This window comes from Neolewinella antarctica, from assembly GCF_011927835.1.
Taxonomy (GTDB): Bacteria; Bacteroidota; Bacteroidia; order Chitinophagales; family Saprospiraceae; genus Neolewinella; species Neolewinella antarctica.
Window position 1 is genome coordinate 23,988 of sequence record NZ_JAATJH010000008.1, and the last position, 19,443, is coordinate 43,430.

The following is a 19,443-nucleotide window of genomic DNA, read 5'->3' on the forward strand; positions in this document are numbered from 1 at the left end:
GTCAATTATCGGATACCTCACTCACCACAAGATTGGTTTTTGGGTATCCGATAATCCGTCCGGAAATAATTAAGTCACTCCGGTAAGGCTCGGTGCAGTTTTAATACCGGGCGCACGGTACCCGACTTATTTTTAATGTGCGCTACCTAATCCATTCCTGCCCCCTGCGTGAATGGATACAGTACGATTACGCATCACTCCCCCAGCCGCCCCCGCTCCTCACTGGTGAAACTCTCCCGGTCCTCCCCTCGCTTTAAAGAGCGGTTGCCAAATTTGCACGTCACCTTCGCGGAAAACAATGGTACTTCCCACCTACTGGTCAGGTCGAGGTCCTGTTCCTGATACCGAATCGTACCCGTGAAGAAGCGCTGAATGAGTCCGTCGCCGGAGAGCACCAGGTTCAGCCGGTCGAATACCGGCTCAGCTACGGTTGGAAAAATACGCCTACACCCGCGCCACCAATCGCACCACCTGCCCCGAAAAAGCCGCATTCCCGGTAATCGGGTCCAGCAACGTCTCGTCCGTAATGTCGTTGACGCTCACGCCCGGGTTCGCCTCCGCCACCGGTAGCTTCGTGCCCTTGCGGTCGTGGCCGAAGCCGTGCGGAATGCTGATGACACCCGGCATCATCTCGTCGGTCACCTCGGCGGGAAGGTGGATGCTGCCGGTCCGGGAGGTGACGGTTACTTCCTGCGCGTTGGCCAGGTCAAGACGGCTCGCGTCCGCTTCACTGATCATAACGGTACACCGGTTTTTACCCTTCGCCAAACCGGGCGCGTTGTGCATCCAACTATTGTTGCTGCGCAGATGGCGGCGACCGACGAGGAGGAATTCATTAGGGTCGCGAACTTGGGAATCAGTTGTAGCTAATGCTTCCCGCAGGGGTGCGAGTGCTTCCGGCACCCAGTCGGGCACCAAGTTTATTTGCTTGTCCTTCGTGAGCAGGGCGGCGGGCAGGCGGGGTTTTAGCGGCCCCAGGTGGATGCCGTGGGGGTTCCGTTGGAGCTTAGCCAGACTCAGCCCGGAAAATAGCTTTCCGAGGCCACTGAATTTTCCGTACGAACTGTTTAGCAGGCCGAGGTTGAGCAGACGGCGGGGCGTGCTCCAGCCAAACAACCGACCAGGTTTGAAGCCGGACAACGGGGCGAGTTCTTTGACCAGGGCCTTAGCGATCTGCCAGTCGTACCACTGGCCGGGTTCCGGGGAGAAGAGCGCCGGAGAATACTTGGCGTTATTGCTGGTGGCGAGGTGGTTGAAGACGAAGTCGTAGTGGTCCACCTCCAAAAAGGCGGCGGGCGGCAGGATGAGGTCGGCGTGGCGGGTCGTTTCGTTGAGGAACACGTCGATGCAGACCATGAAGTCGAGGTCCGCAAAAGCGCCGTCGAGTTGCTTACCGTTGGGGCTGGACAGCACGGGATTGCCGGCGTGGATGATCATGGCGCGAATCTGGCCGTCGCCGGGCGTCATGATTTCCTCGGCCAGGGCGGCGACGGGTAGCTCGCCCTCCGCTTCGGGTAGGCCCCGGACGCGACTGCGCCACCGCCCGTAGGTATTCCTGGGTTTCTTGCTTTTGATCAAGTCCACGGCTGGGGTCGTGAACATCGCGCCGCCCGCCCGGTCGAGGTGACCGGTGACGAGGTTGATTGCCACCAACAACCAGTTACAGAGCGTACCGTGCGCCTGGGTGGAAAGCCCCATCCGGCCGTAGAGCACGGCGCGTTCGGTGGTCGCGTATTCCCGAGCGATGCGGCGGATGTCGGCGGCGGCGACGCCGCAGTGGGTGGCAACGCGGTCCGGGGAAAAGTCCCGGGATAGCTTCCTGAGTTCCTCCAGGCCGGTCACGTGATCAGTCAGGTGCGCCGTATTTACCCAGCCGTTGCGGTCGATCTCGTGCAGCAGGGCCAGCAGGAAATAAACGTCGGTGGCCGGGCGGATGAACAGGTGTTCGTCCGCGCGCCGGGCCGTCTCGGTGCGGCGGGGGTCGATGACGACGACCTTGCCGCCGCGCTTGCGAATGGCGTCGAGCTTGGGGGTGACGCCGCCCGTGCTCATCAAACTCCCATTGGACGCGCTGGGATTGGCGCCCATAATGACCATATAGTCCGTCCGGTCGATGTCGGGAATGGGCAGCCGCAGCGAATGCCCGAAAAATTGGTGAGCGATAAAATGGTGCGGCAGCTGGTCCACGCTCGTGGCCGAAAAGTTATTCTTGGATTTCAACGCGCGGCGCAAATCCGACGTGTAGGCCATGATGCCGTAGTTGTGCACGGTGGGGTTACCCAGGTACAGCCCCACCGCATCGAGCCCGTGGGTTTTACGGACGGCATTCAGTTTTTCCCCGGCGTAGGCCAGCGCCTCCGACCAACCGATCTCTTCCCAAGTCCCGTCCGGCAGTTTGCGGAGCGGCTTCTTCAGTCGGCTCGGGTCTTCGTGGAGTTCGGCGATGCGCGCGCCTTTGGGGCAGATGAAACCTTTGCTGAAGGGGTCTTGCTTATCCCCGCTGACCTTGAGCACGCGCGTGCCGTCGTGCTCGATTTCGAGGCCGCACATGGCTTCGCAGAGGTTACAGACGCGGTGGTGGAGCATGGGGGCTTGGTTATTGGCGGTAGGCACTCATCGGATGCGACGGGCTAGAAAGCTGACCCCAATATAAGCTCTACGCGATCACTACCGCGACTACTAAATTCGTATTCTACCAATATTTCCCACCCTTCGGAAAGCAGATCCGTGGATTAGGAAAGAACCGCCCGCCACCACCCGCCCAGCCACCTACTTTCAAGACATCACTGGTGCCCGGCACGCGGCACACAACACACTGTCAACATGCGTTACTTAATCTTTTTCTGCTTTCTTGGTTTCTTCGCTTCCTGCAAAACTTCAACGACGGCCAGCGCCGATCAGGCGGTACTGGAACGAATCGACCACGCCCTCCTGGAGCTCGGCCACGCAAACCAGACTTACTCACCGGTTAAGAGCAGGTCTGAAACCAACCCCCTGGAAAACGTTCGCCAGGCGGGCATGGGGACGATGGCCTGGCTCAACGAATCGGCTTACCGGTTCATGGAGGAGGCCCGTACCCCGCGCTAACGTGGTAAAGCCCGGCGGCGACGGACGGTTTACGCCGCAAAGCGTAATTCCGTCCGCAGGCCGCCGTCGTTTACCTCCGTCAGGGCGCCGCCGATCTGGCGAGTCAGCAGTTCCACCAGCCGGCTACCGAAGCCAGTGCCCTGGGGGCCGGCGGCAAAGTCTTTGCCGACGCCGTCGTCCCGGACCGTGAGGCGGTATTCGTTAGTATTCACCCTGCTCAATCCCACCGTCACGGCACCCGCGCCCGCGCCCACGAAAGCGTACTTCAGCGCGTTGGTCAGCAGCTCGTTCACGATCAGCCCGAGGGGCACGGCCGTGTCCACGTCCATCTCCAGCGGCTCCATCGCCACGGTGATCAGGATATCGTCATCCGGCTCGTAGGTTTCCTCCAGGCTTTCGGCGAGGTTGGTAAAATAATCCTTCATTTCGATGGCCGCCAGGTTTTCGCCCTGGTAGAGTTTCTGGTGCAGCAGGCCCATGCTACGCACCCGGCTCTGCCCGGCCCGCATGGCCGACACGGCGTGCTCGTCGGTCAGGCTGGCGGACTGGAGTTCGAGCAGGCTAGAGACGGTTTCGAGGTTGTTCTTGACGCGGTGGTGAATCTCTTTAAGGAGGAGTTCGTTCCGGTCGTTCTGGACGGCGAGCAGCGCGTTCTTGCGCCGGTTTTTCCGCAAACCGAAGAAGAGACCGACCAGGGCCAAGGCCGCAAGCCCCAGGATGCCGTACGTTAGGTTTTGGGTGCGGCGCTGTGCGGTCAGGGCGGTATCCTGGGTGGCGATCCGCCGGTCTTTTTCCCTCGTTTCGTACTGCGTTTCCAGGTCGAGCACCGTGGCGGCGTTGGTTTGGCGGATGGTGCTGTCCAGGGCGGCCACCATCAGCTTCCCGTAGTGGGCGGCCGTGTCGTACTGTGGTCCGGACAGGTCGTCGTACTGCAACAATCGGTAGATACTCGACTCGGCGTCGCCGTTGTTGACGCCTTCGTCCCGGAGCATCGCCAGCGCCCGGTGCAGGACCCCGCGCGCCTCACCGAACCGCCCGTTTTTCTGCAACCAGGCCGCGTCGATGAGCCAATAGTCGTGGGTAAGGTCCCCCAGTACCCGTGCGGAGTCCAGGTCCCGACGAACGGCGCCCAGGTCGTCGCGCTCCAGGTAGAGCTCCGCCCGGCGTAGGTAGGTGGTGTAATCATTCTGCACGTCACTGGCACCGTCTTTGTGCACCAAAGCGGCGGCGTACAGGTCCAGGGCCGCCGCCTCCCGCCCGGTACGGGCCATAATTACCCCCCGCAGCATCCGTAAATTATTCAGGTAGTACGGACCGTAATGTGGATACGTTGCGACGTGCGCAAAAGCGCTTTCGACGTACGTCAGCGCCCGTTCGAAATCATTGGACAAAATAGCGCCTTCGGTCAGGCGCATCCGTAATTCCATCAGGCTCCCCGTATCGCGCTGGCTTTCGAGCTCGGGGATTAAATTGATACCCCGTTGCATGGCCGTGCCGTAGAGGCCGGCGTAGATCAGGCTACTGATTCGCTGTACCTGAACGTAATTATAGTTGACGGAATCGCCCGCCAGCAGGCTCTGCGCGCCCGCGACGCCGAGCAAACTATCGGAATCCCGAAACCGCCCCTCGTTAAAGGCCGCGATCGAGAGGATAACGTGGTACTGGCCCAAGTAAACCGGGTCGTCCAGCTCGCGGGCCATTTCCAGCCCCTCCAGCACCAGGGCGTCGGCTTCGGGGCGGCCGGCGATCAGGAAGTCGATCGTTGCGGAAAAAAAAGCGTCGACTTTTTCGGCGTTCAGCGGTAATTGGCGCAGGGAGTCGATTTTCTCCAGCGACTGCGCGGTGAGCCCGGTTGTTGAATAGATAATTACTAAGAATAAGGTAATATATTTCATATTCGGGTAAAGTCTGGTGGCCGTTAGTCTGGATAAGTATTCCAGCGCATGTTGGGGGTAGCGGGATGCGCGGTCAAGCCTTTCTTTCCGAATGCCTACTTTTAGTTTCCGAGGAATTTGGCTACTATTCGGTTGGGCGCCCCGACTAAGTACGGGACTAGCTTATGCGTCGCGGTCCCCCGATAGCTATCGGGGGTGCGGGGTTTTTATTGTTAAAAGCAAAGGTTTATGGAAGATCGTTTGGTGCCGGAGATTCGGTTTGGTGGGTTTGGGGGGAGTGGGAGAAGAAACGATTGGGAGCAGTTTGTAGTCACTTCCAGAGTGGTCATAATATAGTTTCTCGCGATATATCTGAATATGGCGATTATGAAGTAGATGGAGGTAACGGGCTTCGAGAGTTTACTGACGACCATACCCATAAAGGCTTTTATCTTTTGATTGGTCGGCAAGGAGCCCTTTGCGGGAATATTAATAGAGCAAAAGGAAAGACATATATAAGCGAACACGCAATTGCAGTTCAAGGCAATTCAACAAACGATACAGAGTTCTTGGCTCAGTACTTGTATCAACAGAAGCTTAGGAACACCGATTTAATAACTGTCCTGATTGAAGCGCCGCTAGCGTGGTGGTATTCGAGCGATTTGAAGACCAGCATCCCGTACTTAGTCGGGACGGTGGTTTTCAAATGGTGAAGAATACCGCCACGATAGCAAGCTGCAAATCGGACAGTTATTGAATTGGCGTTCCTTAATAGATTAAGTGAGTCTTCTGCCCAACCCAGCCTATCAGTTGGTAAATTGAAAAGATACTTCTACAATTTACCCACCCTCCCCGAGCAGCAAAAGATAGCCACTTTTTTGGGTTTGGTGGATCGTCGGTTGGCGGTGGCGCGGCGGCGGGGGGCGTTGTTGGAGATAAGAAAGAACATTCTGATCAGAGAAGTATTTGAACCTTCAGCTACCTGGTCAAATATCAAGTTGAGCGATATATCGTTAATTAGAAAAGGAAAAGGGATAAGTAAATCAGATATTGTTAATAATGGTTCACTACCGTGTATACGATACGGCGAATTGTACACTACCTATGGTGAAGTAATTGATGAAGTGTTTTCTTCAACGAATATTCCAGGGAGTCAGCTGATCTTATCGGAAGGAAATGAAGTATTGATTCCGGCTTCCGGCGAAACTGCCATCGACATAGCTACCGCAGCATGCGTAATCAGAAAAGGGATTGCTTTGGGCAGCGACATGAATATTATTAAGACTGAAATTGATGGACGATTTTTAGCGTATCAATTATCCGGGCCGTTGAAACTAGAATTAGCTAAACTGGCCCAGAGCGTATCCGTAATGCATATTTACGGTAAGCAGCTGGAGGAATTAATGATTAGGGTTCCCAACGAATCTACGTAGCGAAGCATCGCAGACTTATTGGAAGCTTATGATCACCGCATCACCGCCGCCAACCACCAGGTAATCGCGCTGGAAAGCTGGAAAAAGGGGTTGCTGCAGAAAATGCTGGTATGAAAACTTTCCAACGAGCAAAACCCTACCAGTCAGTAGTAAAATTTACTTGCGCTTACTCCGTGCGATCCACGATATTGTAGTGGGGCAGTAACAATTTCCGTCGGTGGTTTTTCCAATAACTATCTTTATTCTATGAATAAAGCTTGATCCGTCGAAAACTTAATCAGGGATAGATAAAAATTGATTCAAACACCCACTGCATGTTTACCCGATCCACATTTCTTAAACTACATATTGTGATCTTGATGACCCTGGTGACGTGCTGGCTGGCCAGCATCTTCAGCGTAGCCATGGTGGGGATCATCACCTTTGCCGTCCTCCCACCCCTGGAAGCGGTGGCGGCGGAGGAGGCACGCACGGGGACGCTCCGGGTTCTGGACGTTATCTACGGCTCGCCGGATAGTGATACGGGTACAGAAATAGTGACGGCGAGTGGGGAGATACTGGATTACCCCGGCTTTAAGTATTTCGTGGGGCTTGGCTCCACGTCGAATGCCCTGTTTGGTGATAAGAACACGCACCGTGCGGTATTGGAGCAATACGACTACGCACTGCCGGTTTGCTTTATTCCGGGGGAGGTCTCGACGCTGCGCCGGCACGGCGAGGCGGCGGATTGCCCCGCTGCCTTCCGTAGGCAGGTGTCGGGGGCCAAGCGGCTACGAACCAATTTTTTGTTGTTTGTGGGGGCGACGGTGCTGTTCAACTTTTGGTACCGGTGGATGGGGCTGGGGAAGTAGAAGCTCAATTTGATGAACAAACTTTTTGTGTCTCGTAAATCTTTTTTGCCTATTTTTGGTCAAAATCCTAACCGAAGCAGTTGCCGAACTTTAATCAGTCCTCATCCGTTTGCAATTTTACTTATAAGTGAATCCATTTGTCACTTTTGAATTGGTGTTAAGGACGGAGAATGCTTCGCTCTACACGCCTAGGTACGGTGACGAGACCGGTACGAATGGGGACCCGGAATACAAAAAGTTTCGCGACAAAGCAAAATTGCTGCCTGACCAGGCTGATCGGTTTGCGGAGATTGAGGCCCAGATCGCTAAGCTTGCTAAACGTGGCACACGCTCTTATCGACTACGTCCAGAGAATGGGGCATTTGCTTTGCCCGCCAAACATCGACCTTTGATGGTTAGCGTTGATTGTGCAAAGGGATTAGGCTTACGCTTATACTGTCTGCTACTTCCGGACGATGTAATTATTCTTTGCAATGGTGGCCTCAAGACAACTAACGATGTCATTCATTGCCCCAATGTATCCCAATATTTCAGGGAAGCCAATCAGATACTGGCTCTTCTGAATGAGCAACTCGCCGGAGAACAAAAACCTCTAACGTTTACCGTCATTGAAGAAATTATTGAGAATGAAACCTTTTATTTATGAAACGTACACTGGTTACTACCCCGCTTTGGGAAAATATCGTTGCTGATATTCCTCAATGGGCAGCGATAAAAACGGACCTTGGCTTTGACATTGTTGAGATAATTCACCAAGAACTAATACGAAAAGGTTGGAATCAAAACGACTTAGCCCAAGCCCTTGGAAAATTGCCTTCTGAGGTTAGTCGTTGGTTGAATCCTGGACATAACTTTACTTTGAAGACACTCGCAAAATTATCCGCGGCTCTGGAAGTTACCCTTATAGCCACGCCAGCCCAGTATGCCAGCCAACAAGCTCATGCTATACAGGAGGTAGCGGCAATTGACAACCAAGCATTCTCACCCAAATACTATTCTTACGGTTCAACAATAGCCGTTGACGTCGAGGAAGAACCGGTTATCGAAGCGGGATCACCCTCTTACGCAATGGCAGCATGAAATTATCACCAGCATCATTCAAATGGATAGGGGCGGGGCAAGAAGAGTTCGCCGTTTTTCCAGAGCACTATCGGGCTGGAGAAGCCGGCCGTGTGTCACTTCGGCTGGCCTTTGGTTACGATTTATCTAAGCGAATAGTTTTCACAAAAGTAACGGCCGACTTTTTTAACAATGACAACCTCTTTCTTCGATGTGCACTTACCTGCCGTTTTGAAATTGGTGAAGACTCGTGGAAAGATCGCGAGAGCCCCGATGGTAGTTACATAGATATTGAACAGGACCTTCACGTCCACTTTGGAGCGTTTACTTTTGGTACACTTAGGGGATATCTGTTTGCGCGGCAGCAGCAGAGTGTTGTTTCGGCTTTTTTACCACCAGTGAACGTAATACAGATGGTGAGTGAGATGGAAGAGACAAAACCCGAGGTGCCGGCGTAGTTATACCTTGCAATTCGTAGGAACTTTCTTATTCCGCTCCTCCCCTAAAATCTTCGCACCCGCGCCAGCGCCCACCCAAAACAACTACCTTTCGGATTCCTCAAACATATGGCTTTCGCCGATTCGTGCCCCAAATGCCCCAGTCCGAACAACAACTAGAAAACAAGCTAATCACCCAGCTAACCGGCCTGGGCTACGAGCGCGCCACCATCCCCGACGAGCGAGTCCTGTTCGCTAACCTGAAAACCCAACTCGAAAAACACAACGGCCGCCGCCTGAGCGACGCCGAATTCAGCCGCGTCCGCACCGCCCTCAAAGTCGGCAACGTGTTCGACCGCGCCACCTTGCTGCGGGATAAAGTAAAATACCGCGACGACGCCGGCGAGATCGCCTATTTGCAACTATTTAACCGCAGCCGGTGGTGCCAGAACGAGTACCAGGTTACGCACCAAGTATCGCTTAAATCAAAACGGACGAACCGCTACGACGTCACGCTACTGATCAACGGCTTACCGCTCGTACATATAGAATTAAAGAAGCGGGGAATCAAATTAAAACAGGCCTTCAAATAAATCAATCGCTACCACAAGGATACCTTTCCGCGGGCGGCGGAGGGCCTTTTTCAGTTCGTGTAAATTTTCGTGATTTCGAACGGCGTTAATACTAAATATTACGCGAATAACCGGACGCAGACCTTCGACCAAACCTTTACCTGGGCCACGACGGACAACGTAAAAATCAGCGACCTGATGCCGTTCGCGGACGCGTTTCTGAAGAAATACCACGTCTCGAAAATGATCGCCAAGTAGACGGTAATCCACCAGACGGAGAAGATCCTGATGGTACTGCGTCCTTATCAATACTACGCCGCCGAAGCAATTCAGCGGCGGGCACGGGAATCGGACGGGAACGGCTACGTGTGGCACACTACGGGCAGCGGTAAGACTTTGACCAGCTTCAAGGCCGCACAGTTGCTGTTGGATTTGGACGAGGTGGACAAGGTCGTCTTCGTGGTCGACCGCAACAACCTGGACTACCAAACGACGAAGGAGTTCAATCATTTCCAGAAGGACAGCGTTGACGGGACGGGCGACACGCAGCAACTCGTCGCCCAGCTGAACGATCCGAACCGGGACTTCCTCGTCACGACCATCCAAAAACTGAACCACGCCGTGCTGCGGCCTCGCTACCTCAGCCGCATCGAGCATTTACGGGAAAGTAAGGTCGTTTTCATTTTCGACGAGTGCCACCGAACCCAGTTCGGCGTGACGCACAAACGCATCAGCGACCACTTTACGCAGGCGCAATTATTCGGCTTTACGGGGACGCCGATCCTGAAGGAAAACGCCAGCCGGAATGCTGGGGAAGCGGACGACGCTCGACCTCTTCGAGCGCCGGCTGCATACCTACGTGATTACGGACGCAATTCGGGATGCGAACGTGCTGCGGTTCAGCGTGGAATACGTTGGCCGCTACCGCGAGCGTAACGGTAGCCGAAATAACGTGGACATTGAGGTGCAGGGCATCAACCGCCGCGAGTTACTGGAGTCGGACGACCGGGTAAGCAAGATCCTCGATTACCTCCTGGCCTACCACAACGTTAAGACCAGCCACCGGAAATTCACCTCCATTTTTGCGGTGGCTTCCGTGCCGCTTTTAATTAAATACTACGAGGAGTTGCGGCGGCGCTACGAGGCCGGCGAGCACGATCTGCGGGTAGCGACGATTTTTACCTGGCAGGCCAACGCAACGAGTGCGGACGCCGACGGCTACGGTTTCGCGCCGGACGTGGACGATCAGACCACCGCGCTTACGCCCGACCACCGCGATAAGCTCGAAACCTTTCTGACGCACTACAACGAGCAGTTCGGCGTGAAGCAGTCGATCGCCGATGGCAAGGCCTTCGATAATTACCGCAAGGATATTGCCAAACGCATCAAGGGGCGCGAATACAAAAATGCCAAAGACGCCGACCGGATTGACATTTTGTTGGTGGTCAATATGTTCCTGACGGGCTTTGACGCTAAGGCGGTCAACACGCTTTACGTGGATAAGAATTTGAAGCACCACGGCCTGATCCAGGCGTTCAGCCGTACCAACCGCATCTTTACGGAGGATAAGAGCCAGGGGAAAATTGTCTCCTTCCGCAACCTGAAGCCGGCCACGGACGATGCGCTGGCGCTGTTCTCCGACCGCAACGCCGACGAGCAGGTATTCCTGGCGCCCTACGCGGATTATGCGGATGATTTCCGGACGGCCCTGGAGCGTTTGCGGGCGATCACCCCCACCCCGGCCAGCGTCGACGACTTGGTCGACGAGGAGGCGGACCTGGCCTTCGTGATGGCATTCCGGGCACTGGTGCGGCTGCTCAACGTCCTCCAGAGCTTCGCGGATTTCAGTTGGCTCGACCTCGGTATCACCGAACAAGAATACTACGATTACCGCAGCAAATACCTGGACCTTAAAGATGAGGTGGTCCGACAGGGCGAGCAATCCGAGGTCGTTTCGATTCTCGACGAGGTCGATTTTGAGGTGGAGTTGATTCGCCGCGACCGGATCAACGTACGTTACATCCTAAAATTACTGGCCGAGCTGAGTCGTTCGCGCGGGGCCGACCGGGAGCAGCGGCGGCGGCAGATCACCAGCCTGCTGGCCGGTGAAGTTCAGTTGCGCAGCAAACGCGCGTTGATCGAAGAATTCATCGAAAACCACCTACCACCGTCGGGTAACGAATCGGAGACGGAGGCCGCGTTCGCAGAGTTCTGGGATGAGCGGAAGCAAGCCCACTTACACCGGATCAGCGTGGCGGAGGGCATCCCGATCGCGGCGCTGCGGGAGTTAATCGATGAGTACTTCTACTCGGGTCAGCAACCGTCGCAGGAAGAACTGATCGGGGAGTTAGAGACGGCTCCGAGCATTTTGCGGCGAGTCGGGGTGGCGGAACGGTTATTGGGAAAAATTCTGGAGGTGATCGAAATCTTCGAGGATGGGGTGGAGTGATGAATGGGAACGTGAAGCGCAGTTACGCAAAAGCAAAATTAAATCCAGGGACCGTCGGTGGACCAAATATGTTTTCCTCCGAAGGCTCACCTTTCCCCAAACGTCAACTCCGTAAGCAGCCCCCCATCATTCACCTCACGCAACTCCCCATCCAGCTGGCGGGCCAACAAACCAACCAGCCGGCTACCGAACCCCGTCCCCTGCGGTCCGGCGGTGAAGTCTTTACCGACGCCGTCGTCCCGCACCGTGAGGCGGTATTCTTTGTCACCAACTTTGCTCAACCCCACTTCCACGGCACCCGCGCCCGCGCCCACGAAAGCATACTTCAAAGCATTGGTCAGCAACTCGTTCACGATCAGGCCCAGCGGCACGGCCGTGTCCACGTCTAATTCCAGCGGCTCCATGGCGACGGTAATCGAGATGTCCTCATCCGGTACGTAGTTTTCCCGCAGGCTCTCGGCCAAGTTGGTGAAGTAATCCTTCATTTCGATGGCCGCCAGGTTTTTACCCTGATAGAGCTTTTGGTGGAGCAAGCCCAGGCTATAAACACGACTCTGACTGGCCCGCATGGCGGCCACGGCGTGCTCGTCGGTGAGGCTGGCGGACTGGAGCTCGAGCAGGCTGGACACGGTTTCGAGGTTGTTCTTAACGCGGTGGTGGATCTCCTGGAGCAGCAGCTGATTCCGGTCGTTCTGGGCGGCGAGCAGACCGTTTTTGCGCACGTTGATACGCCGGCCAAAATACAGCCCACACAGACCGAGCACGGCCAGGACCAGAATGCCGTAAGTAAGCTTTTGCGTCTGTTCCTGCTGCCCCAAACGGATGCTTTGGGTGGCGATGGTGTTCGTCCGGCGCGTCGTCTCGAATTTCTCGGCGGTTGCTTTGGTGAGCAGTTCGACTTGTTGGCCGTGGTAGTTTTTGAGGTTAGCCAACCTGATCTCCTGTAAACTGTCGGCGGCCCGGTAGCGCCGCAGGCCGCGCAGGGACGCTACGTAGCCCGCGTAGAGATAGTCCAGGTCGTAGCTGATTTGGTATTCTTCCCTCGCGTAGGCGAAGTAATCGGCGTAGTGTGGCAGCGCGAGCCGGTAGTCCCGTTGCTGGTAATGAGCGTCCGCAAGACCACCGGCGTACTGGCGGCCAGCCTTAGGGCCCTTTATCGCGCGGATCAATTCGCGCGCCCGCTCGTAACTTCGGATGGCTGCGTCGTGCTGGCCCAGTTTAACCAGCGCGTCGCCCCGGAGCGAGTAAATAGACCGCAACAAATCACGGTCCGCCGGCGGGAAAGTGGCAAAGCGCGTGATAGCGGCATTCGCGGCGTCGACGCTCTCTTGGTACAAACCTTCGTAAAGTAGTTCGTTGACGTTGGAAAAAAGCAGGTCCGGGGGGATGCTGTCCTCGGTCGTATTTACGTAGGCGGCGTTGCGCAGGGCGAGCGCCCGGTGGCGGACGGAATCCTGAATACCGTCGTACAAATAGAGGAGCAAGCCCCGGCAAAAAGCCGCGCCCGCAAGCGCGCCGTCGGTTTCCCCCCGGCTGATGGCCCGCAGTAACATTTCTTCCGCTTCCGCTTCCCGGCCGATGTTCCAGTAGATTTCCGCCGTTTCACAACCGCGGGACAGGAGATCGTTAGCGCCCCGGCGGCCGACCAGGGTGAGGAGGTACGCTTCTTCGTGGTGGACGATGGAATCTTGGTAATGCAGAAAACTATCCGTATTCGTTTGGTGCCATTCACTCAGTAGCTTATGCGTGCGTTCGCGCCGGGCGGGGTCTCCGGACTTAATTGTCAGCGTCGCTTCACCCTGCAGGGAGTCGTACGTCACGCCCCGGGGTGCCTCCGTTTGGGCCGGGAGCACGACCGGGGTAAGAAAACATACGATCAGTAAGAAACAGGTTGCAAGTGCGCACTTGAACTCGGCGCGGGGCAATCTCCGGCGGCGGCGGCCGGGTAATGAATTATATTTAATCGGTTGCGAATACTTCACCGAATCAAATTAACCCGCGCGCCAAACGCCGCCCGGTGTGATTTTCCAATCGGAATGGCCTTACCCGCAATGGCCACGTAATTATCCCCGATCTCGTCGATCGCTTTTAAATTGATTACGTAGGAGCGGTGGACGCGCATGAATTCATTGTTGTGCAGTTGGTCCGTTAGTTTCCCCATGGCAATACTCAGCATGTACTCGGTATTAACGGTCATGATCTTGCAGTAGGCGCGGTCCGCTTCGATGTAAAGGATGTCCTTCAGGAATATCTTGACCATCCGCTCTTTATGGCGGACGAAGATGCGGTCCGTCAGAATGTGCGCTTCTTCGGTGGGCGACTTTGCGGCGGGGGACGACGGTGCGGGGGCGGCGAGCACGGCCAGTTCGATGGCGCGGGCCAGGTCGGTTTTCCGGTAAGGTTTGTTGAGGAAGGCGCGGGGCCGGGTCGACTTGGCGCGGTCGAACGTACCCTGGTCGGCGTTGGCGGTCAGGTAGATGATGGGCACTTCCAGGCCTTCTTTTTGCAAAATTCTGGCCGTTTCGATGCCGTCGATGACGCCCTTCAGGTTTACGTCCAGCAGCAGCAGGTCCGGTAGCGCGGCGCGGCAGTGGACTACGGCTTCCTCCCCGCGCGGCAGGATGCCGACTACCTCGTAACCGAGCTGCTCCAGGTGCATACTGATCTTAGCGGCAATAATCATTTCGTCTTCGACGATGAGCACTCGGACTGTTTCGGGCATTTGCTAATGTAGTAATCTTTTGTGCTGTTTGTTACACCACGGAAACATTACTCCCCCGAGCCTTCATCAAACTATGCCGAATGGCGACTTGCCTTTCGTAGTTGACGCAAGCCCGATTTTGTCAACCGAGACGACAGGTAATGGCTCACTTTACGGTACGCTCACACAATTTTTTGGTCAGTTCGTTCTATCTTAAAGCCCACTACACACGCATACACCCCCTATATGACACTCGAAATCACCAACCTAAACAAGGTCTACCCCAACGGCGTGCACGCCATCAACGACTGTAACCTGTCCATCCCCACCGGGATGTTCGGCCTGCTGGGTCCGAACGGCGCGGGCAAGTCGTCACTCATGCGCACCATCGCCACCCTGCAGGAGGCCGACAGCGGTAGCATCACGCTCGGCGAGGTCGACGTGCTGCGCGAAAAGGACCGCGTCCGGCGGCTACTGGGCTACCTGCCGCAGGAGTTCGGCGTCTACCCCAAAGTCACGGCCGAGACCATGCTGGATCACATCGCTTCCCTCAAGGGCATCGGCGTGCGGAGCGAACGGCGGGCCATCGTCGACGGGCTGCTGGACCGGGTCAACCTCACCACCCACCGCAAAAAGCAACTCGGTACTTTCTCCGGCGGCATGAAACAACGCTTCGGCATCGCCCAGGCCCTGCTCGGCCAGCCCCGGCTGATCATCGTCGACGAGCCCACCGCCGGCCTCGACCCTACGGAGCGCAACCGCTTTCACAACCTGCTGAGCGAGATCGGCGAGAATACCATCGTCATTTTGAGCACGCACATCGTCGAGGACGTGACGAACCTCTGCGAGAACATGGCCATCATCAGCCAGGGCCAGGTGATCGCGCGGGGCAACCCGAGCGAGCTCGTCCGGGGCGTCAGCGGCCGCATCTGGAGCAAACAGATCGATAAGGCGGAGCTACCCGTTTACGAGGCGGACACGGACGTCATCTCCACCCGCCTCAAGGCCGGCCGCACCGAGATCCACGTCTACGCCGACGCCGCGCCCGACGGTAGTTTCGCGCCCGTCGCGGCCGACCTCGAAGACGTCTACTTCCACCACATCAAGCGCCACGAAGGCCAACTCATCACCGCCTAAGCTCCACCCGCCATGTTTCTTGAAATCTTTCGCTTCGAGCTTTCCTACCGGCTGCGTCGCCCGGCTACCTGGGCCTACTTCGGGCTGTTGTTGATCTTCGGGGCCTTTCTGGCCGTAGCGGGCGGCGGTGGCGGCGGGGGGTCGGAAAAAGCCTTCGTTAATTCCGCCGCCTCGGTCTCCGGCACCCTGATCACCTTCAGCATTTTCGGCATCATGATCGCCGCGGCGGTCATGGGCGTGCCCGTCTACCGCGACGTCGAGCACAAGGTGCAGCACTACTATTTCACCTACCCCATCACCGAGCGCGGCTACTTGCTGGGGCGCTACGCGGGGTCGCTCGTCTGGCTACTGTTCATCAGTTTGGGGCTGCACGTGGGGCTCATCCTCGGTTACCTGCTTGGCCCCGCGCTGGGTTACGAGGAGGCCGCGCGCTTCGGCCCGCTCAATCTGTGGCACTACGTCCAGCCCACGCTGCTGTTCTACTGGCCCAACCTCATCCTGGCCGGCACGCTCTTTTTCGCCCTCGTGGCCCTGTCGCGCAAAGTCATCATCAGCTACGTCGGCGGGGTGCTGCTCTTCATCGGCTACCTGGTTTCGCTCACGCTTTCCGCCGACATCGAGAACAAGTTCTGGACCGACATCCTCGACCCCTTCGCGCTGGGCACCTTCGGTAACATCACCAAGTACTGGACGCCGGTGGAGCAGAACGTGCTGACGGCCCCGCTCTCGGAAAATTTACTGATCAACCGCCTGATCTGGGGCGGTTTGGCGGCGGTGCTGTTGTTGTTCACGCTTTTCCGCTTCGATTTCCAACGTTTTTTAAGTGGGCGCGGACGCAGGAGCAAGGTGAAGCCGGAAGGGCCGGGGATGGTGGCAACGCCCGTCGTGGAAAAGGCGCGGCTCCCAATTCCTCAGTTACAATTCAGTGGCGGCCTCTTCCTCCGCCAGGCCTTCCGGCAGGGTTGGATCGAATTCCGGAGCATCCTGCGCAGCCCCTACTTCCTGGCGATGATCGTCGGGGGGATATTGTTCCTCTTCCTGGACGGTTTCCTCGGCAACCGCATCTACGGCACCCCCACCCTACCCACGACTTACAGTCTGCTGGAGGCAAAAAATGGCACCTACGTCATCTTCGCTTTCATCATCCTCATCTTCTTCACCGGCGAGGTGGTGCACCGCGACCGCAGCGTCGGCTTCGACCAGATCGCCGACGCCCTGCCCGTTCCAAACTGGGTGACTTACGCCGGTAAGTTTATGGCGATGTGCCTGGTCAGCGTATTTCTGGCGACCATGGTCATGGTCGTCGGCGTGCTGAGCCAGACCTTCCAGGGTTTCTTCGATTACCAGTTCGGTACTTACCTCACCGATCTGTACTTATTCGAGCTACCGCGCTACCTGCAACTGGCGATGCTGGCGTTCTTCGTCCACATTATGGTGAACAAGAAATTTATGGGCCACGTGATCTCCATCGGCGTTTGGGTCCTGCTGTTCGGGCTCAACGACGTTGCCGACATCAACTACAACCTGTTGCTGTACAACTACCGCCCGGGGTACGTGATCTCCGACATGAACGGCTTCGGCCACTTCTACGCGAGTAACAACGCCTTTAACCTGTACTGGCTACTGCTGGGCAGCATTTTGCTACTCATCGGCAATTACTTCTGGGCGCGGGGTACGGAGGATAGCTTCCGGACGCGCCTGCGCGTAGCCCGCCAACGGATAACCCGCTCCAACCTCGCCGTGCTGGCGCTGCTGACCGTGCTCTGGATCACCACCGGCTCCTTTATTTACCACAACGTCAGCGTGCAGAACACCTACACGACCGTTAAGGAAGGCGAGCAATTTCGGGCCGACTACGAAAAAAAATACAGCCACTATCTCGGTATTGACCAGCCCAAGATTACGGACATCGTGGTCCACGCCGACCTGTTCCCCGAAGATCGGCGCGCGCACCTGGAGGCCAACGTCCGGCTCGTTAACCGAACGGGCGCACCCATCGACTCTCTCCACCTGAGCCCGGGCGTAAACGACGAACGAACCATCACCGCCCTCCGCTACAACGGAAAAACGCTGGAGCCCAGCCTCAACGACAAGAAGTTCGGCTACCGCATCTACGCCCTGCCCGCACCGCTCGACTCCGGTCAAACGGCCACGCTCGACATGGTCGTCGACGTAGCGTACGAAGGTTTCCCGAACGAAGGCTTCGGCTCCGACGTCGTGGCCAACGGGACGTTTCTGAACGGCAGTGTGTTTTCCGGCTTCGCCTACAGCGGCGGGGGAGAACTCGAAAGCGACCTCGACCGCAAAAAGTACGGGTTGGAGCCCAAAGACTACGTCTCCCCACCCACCTCGGACCTGCGTGCGCGCCACACGATGCTCTTCAACGGCGACGCCGACTACGTGACCTACGAAGCGACCGTGAGCACCGCCCCCGACCAGATCGCCCTTTCCCCCGGCTACCTCCAACGGAGCTGGGAGGAGGATGGCCGCAAGTACTACCACTACAAGATGGAAGGAAAGATGGACGCCTTTTTTAACTTCAGCTCGGCCCGCTACGCGGTCGCCCGCGACACCTGGCGGGGGGACAACGGCGATACGGTGGCCATCGAAATTTACCACCACCCCACCCACGACCGCAATCTGGACCGCTTCATCGACGGCGTGCGGGCGAGCATGGATTACTACTCGCGCCACTTCAGCCCCTACCAGGACCGGCAGATGCGCATCCTGGAATTCCCGCGTTACGCCAATTTCGCGCAGTCGTTCCCTAACACGGTCCCTTACAGTGAAGGCTTCGGCTGGAACGCCGACTTTTCCGACCCCGACGACACGGACTATGTCTTCAACGTCACGGCCCACGAGGTCGCCCACCAGTGGTGGGGCCACCAGATCACGCCGAGCAACACCCGCGGGGCCAACCAGATCAGCGAAAGCATGGCGGAATACGCCGCGTTGATGGTACTGCGGGAAACGTACGGCGACGCCGTGGTGCCCAAGTTCCTCAAGTACGAAGTCGACCGGTACCTGAGCGGCCGGGCCGGGGAAAGTAAATTCGAGAAAACGCTGCTCGATAACGACACCCAGTCGTACGTCTGGTACCGCAAGGGCGGCTCCATTCTGTTCGCTCTGCAGGACTACATCGGGGAGGATACCCTCAACGCCGCCTTCGCCCGCTTTCTGGACGACTTCGCCTTCCAGCCCCCACCCTACGCCACCACGGAGGACTGGTACGGCTACATCCAGGAAGCAACGCCCGACTCCCTGCGCTACTTCCTCGAAGACAGCTTCGAGGGCATCGTGCTCTACGAAAACCGCGCCCGCAAGGCCGTAGTGACCGAGCGCCCCGACGGCCGCTTCGACGTTACCCTCACTTTCGACAGCGACAAGGTGCGCTACGACGGCAACGGCACCGAGCTGGAACGCCCGACGCGGCGCAACCTGATCGAGATCGGTGTTTTCGCCGAAGATGGCACCAACGAAGACGGAATGACCGAGAAAAAGCCCCTGTTCGTCGAAAAGCGGTGGATTACGCCCGGCGCGGGCCAGACGGTTACGGTGACCGTGGACGAGCGGCCGGTTAAGGCGGGGGTGGACCCGTACAGTAAGCTGATCGACCGGGTGCCGGATGATAATTTGGTGGTGGTGGAGTAGTCGGTGGTGCTTGTGGTGGTGGGTACTGATTTTGCGCGGTCGCCCCGATTACGTACGGGACTAGTTAATCCCCCCGGACGCTCGGAGGACCTCGACAATTTCGCCTTCGGCTTCACGGCCGAGGACGCTCCAAGGTCCTCCAATAGGATGTTAGCACCTTCAGGCGTCTCGAAACTAAAGCGTAGCGAGGGT

Annotated in this window: 18 protein-coding genes; 13 read left to right on the forward strand and 5 right to left on the reverse strand. The window is 57.0% G+C overall.

Features of this window, described 5'->3' with window-relative positions; all coding sequences use genetic code 11:
• Positions 1 to 194 precede the first annotated feature (194 nt).
• Positions 195 to 395, reverse strand: coding sequence for a hypothetical protein (locus GGR27_RS17400; RefSeq protein WP_168039712.1), 201 nt, complete (start codon positions 393 to 395; stop codon positions 195 to 197).
• A gap of 49 nt (positions 396 to 444) precedes the next feature.
• Complete coding sequence (locus GGR27_RS17405) at positions 445 to 2,586, reverse strand: molybdopterin oxidoreductase family protein (protein WP_168039714.1); 2,142 nt, start codon at positions 2,584 to 2,586, stop codon at positions 445 to 447.
• A 237-nt stretch (positions 2,587 to 2,823) separates the two neighbouring features.
• Between GGR27_RS17405 and GGR27_RS17410 the strand changes: the two genes are divergently transcribed.
• Entirely contained in the window at positions 2,824 to 3,087 is a 264-nt protein-coding gene (locus tag GGR27_RS17410; RefSeq protein ID WP_168039716.1) for a hypothetical protein, read from the forward strand.
• A gap of 29 nt (positions 3,088 to 3,116) precedes the next feature.
• Here GGR27_RS17410 and GGR27_RS17415 read toward each other — a convergent pair whose 3' ends face one another.
• The gene (locus GGR27_RS17415) at positions 3,117 to 4,982 is read right to left on the reverse strand and encodes a sensor histidine kinase (RefSeq protein ID WP_168039718.1); all 1,866 of its coding nucleotides are present in this window, start codon (positions 4,980 to 4,982) and stop codon (positions 3,117 to 3,119) included.
• A 164-nt stretch (positions 4,983 to 5,146) separates the two neighbouring features.
• On the opposite strand from GGR27_RS17415, the gene GGR27_RS17420 reads away from it, so the two are divergent.
• The 10 genes from GGR27_RS17420 (at position 5,147) to GGR27_RS20195 (ending at position 11,762) form a co-directional block, all read left to right on the forward strand.
• A complete protein-coding gene (locus GGR27_RS17420; protein ID WP_168039720.1) occupies positions 5,147 to 5,674 on the forward strand; it encodes a restriction endonuclease subunit S in 528 nt (175 codons plus the stop codon).
• 45 nt (positions 5,675 to 5,719) lie between these two features.
• Positions 5,720 to 6,394, forward strand: coding sequence for a restriction endonuclease subunit S (locus GGR27_RS19885; RefSeq protein WP_209037980.1), 675 nt, complete (start codon positions 5,720 to 5,722; stop codon positions 6,392 to 6,394).
• A gap of 350 nt (positions 6,395 to 6,744) precedes the next feature.
• Positions 6,745 to 7,245 (forward strand): hypothetical protein, encoded by a 501-nt coding sequence (locus GGR27_RS17430; RefSeq protein ID WP_168039722.1) that lies wholly within the window; start codon positions 6,745 to 6,747, stop codon positions 7,243 to 7,245.
• A 127-nt stretch (positions 7,246 to 7,372) separates the two neighbouring features.
• Positions 7,373 to 7,891 carry a hypothetical protein gene (locus tag GGR27_RS17435; RefSeq protein WP_168039724.1) on the forward strand — a complete coding sequence of 173 codons (519 nt, stop codon included), beginning with the start codon at positions 7,373 to 7,375 and terminating at the stop codon, positions 7,889 to 7,891.
• Positions 7,888 to 8,325 carry a helix-turn-helix domain-containing protein gene (locus tag GGR27_RS17440; protein ID WP_168039726.1) on the forward strand — a complete coding sequence of 146 codons (438 nt, stop codon included), beginning with the start codon at positions 7,888 to 7,890 and terminating at the stop codon, positions 8,323 to 8,325. The genes GGR27_RS17435 and GGR27_RS17440 overlap by 4 nt, the downstream gene beginning before the upstream one ends.
• Positions 8,322 to 8,762 (forward strand): hypothetical protein, encoded by a 441-nt coding sequence (locus GGR27_RS17445; RefSeq protein WP_168039728.1) that lies wholly within the window; start codon positions 8,322 to 8,324, stop codon positions 8,760 to 8,762. The genes GGR27_RS17440 and GGR27_RS17445 overlap by 4 nt, the downstream gene beginning before the upstream one ends.
• Before the next feature lie 134 nt (positions 8,763 to 8,896).
• Positions 8,897 to 9,334, forward strand: coding sequence for a type I restriction endonuclease (locus GGR27_RS19890; protein ID WP_209037981.1), 438 nt, complete (start codon positions 8,897 to 8,899; stop codon positions 9,332 to 9,334).
• 69 nt (positions 9,335 to 9,403) lie between these two features.
• Positions 9,404 to 9,571, forward strand: a complete 168-nt coding sequence (locus tag GGR27_RS19895; protein WP_209037982.1) for a PDDEXK family nuclease — start codon at positions 9,404 to 9,406, stop codon at positions 9,569 to 9,571.
• A 30-nt stretch (positions 9,572 to 9,601) separates the two neighbouring features.
• A complete protein-coding gene (locus tag GGR27_RS20190; protein WP_245184741.1) occupies positions 9,602 to 10,249 on the forward strand; it encodes a DEAD/DEAH box helicase family protein in 648 nt (215 codons plus the stop codon).
• Positions 10,250 to 10,409: 160 nt separating this feature from the next.
• A complete protein-coding gene (locus GGR27_RS20195) occupies positions 10,410 to 11,762 on the forward strand; it encodes a type I restriction endonuclease subunit R, EcoR124 family (RefSeq protein WP_406603644.1) in 1,353 nt (450 codons plus the stop codon).
• A gap of 86 nt (positions 11,763 to 11,848) precedes the next feature.
• On the opposite strand, the gene GGR27_RS17455 is transcribed toward GGR27_RS20195, so the two are convergent.
• Together GGR27_RS17455 and GGR27_RS17460 are read right to left on the reverse strand one after the other, a co-directional pair.
• Positions 11,849 to 13,744 (reverse strand): sensor histidine kinase, encoded by a 1,896-nt coding sequence (locus tag GGR27_RS17455; RefSeq protein WP_168039729.1) that lies wholly within the window; start codon positions 13,742 to 13,744, stop codon positions 11,849 to 11,851.
• Positions 13,741 to 14,484: a LytR/AlgR family response regulator transcription factor gene (locus tag GGR27_RS17460; RefSeq protein WP_168039730.1), complete on the reverse strand. Its 744-nt coding sequence runs from the start codon at positions 14,482 to 14,484 to the stop codon at positions 13,741 to 13,743. The genes GGR27_RS17455 and GGR27_RS17460 overlap by 4 nt, the downstream gene beginning before the upstream one ends.
• A 225-nt stretch (positions 14,485 to 14,709) precedes the next feature.
• On the opposite strand from GGR27_RS17460, the gene GGR27_RS17465 reads away from it, so the two are divergent.
• Positions 14,710 to 15,600 (forward strand): ABC transporter ATP-binding protein, encoded by an 891-nt coding sequence (locus tag GGR27_RS17465; protein ID WP_168039731.1) that lies wholly within the window; start codon positions 14,710 to 14,712, stop codon positions 15,598 to 15,600.
• 12 nt (positions 15,601 to 15,612) lie between these two features.
• Entirely contained in the window at positions 15,613 to 19,251 is a 3,639-nt protein-coding gene (locus tag GGR27_RS17470) for an ABC transporter permease/M1 family aminopeptidase (protein WP_168039732.1), read from the forward strand.
• The last annotated feature ends 192 nt before the right edge of the window (positions 19,252 to 19,443 follow it).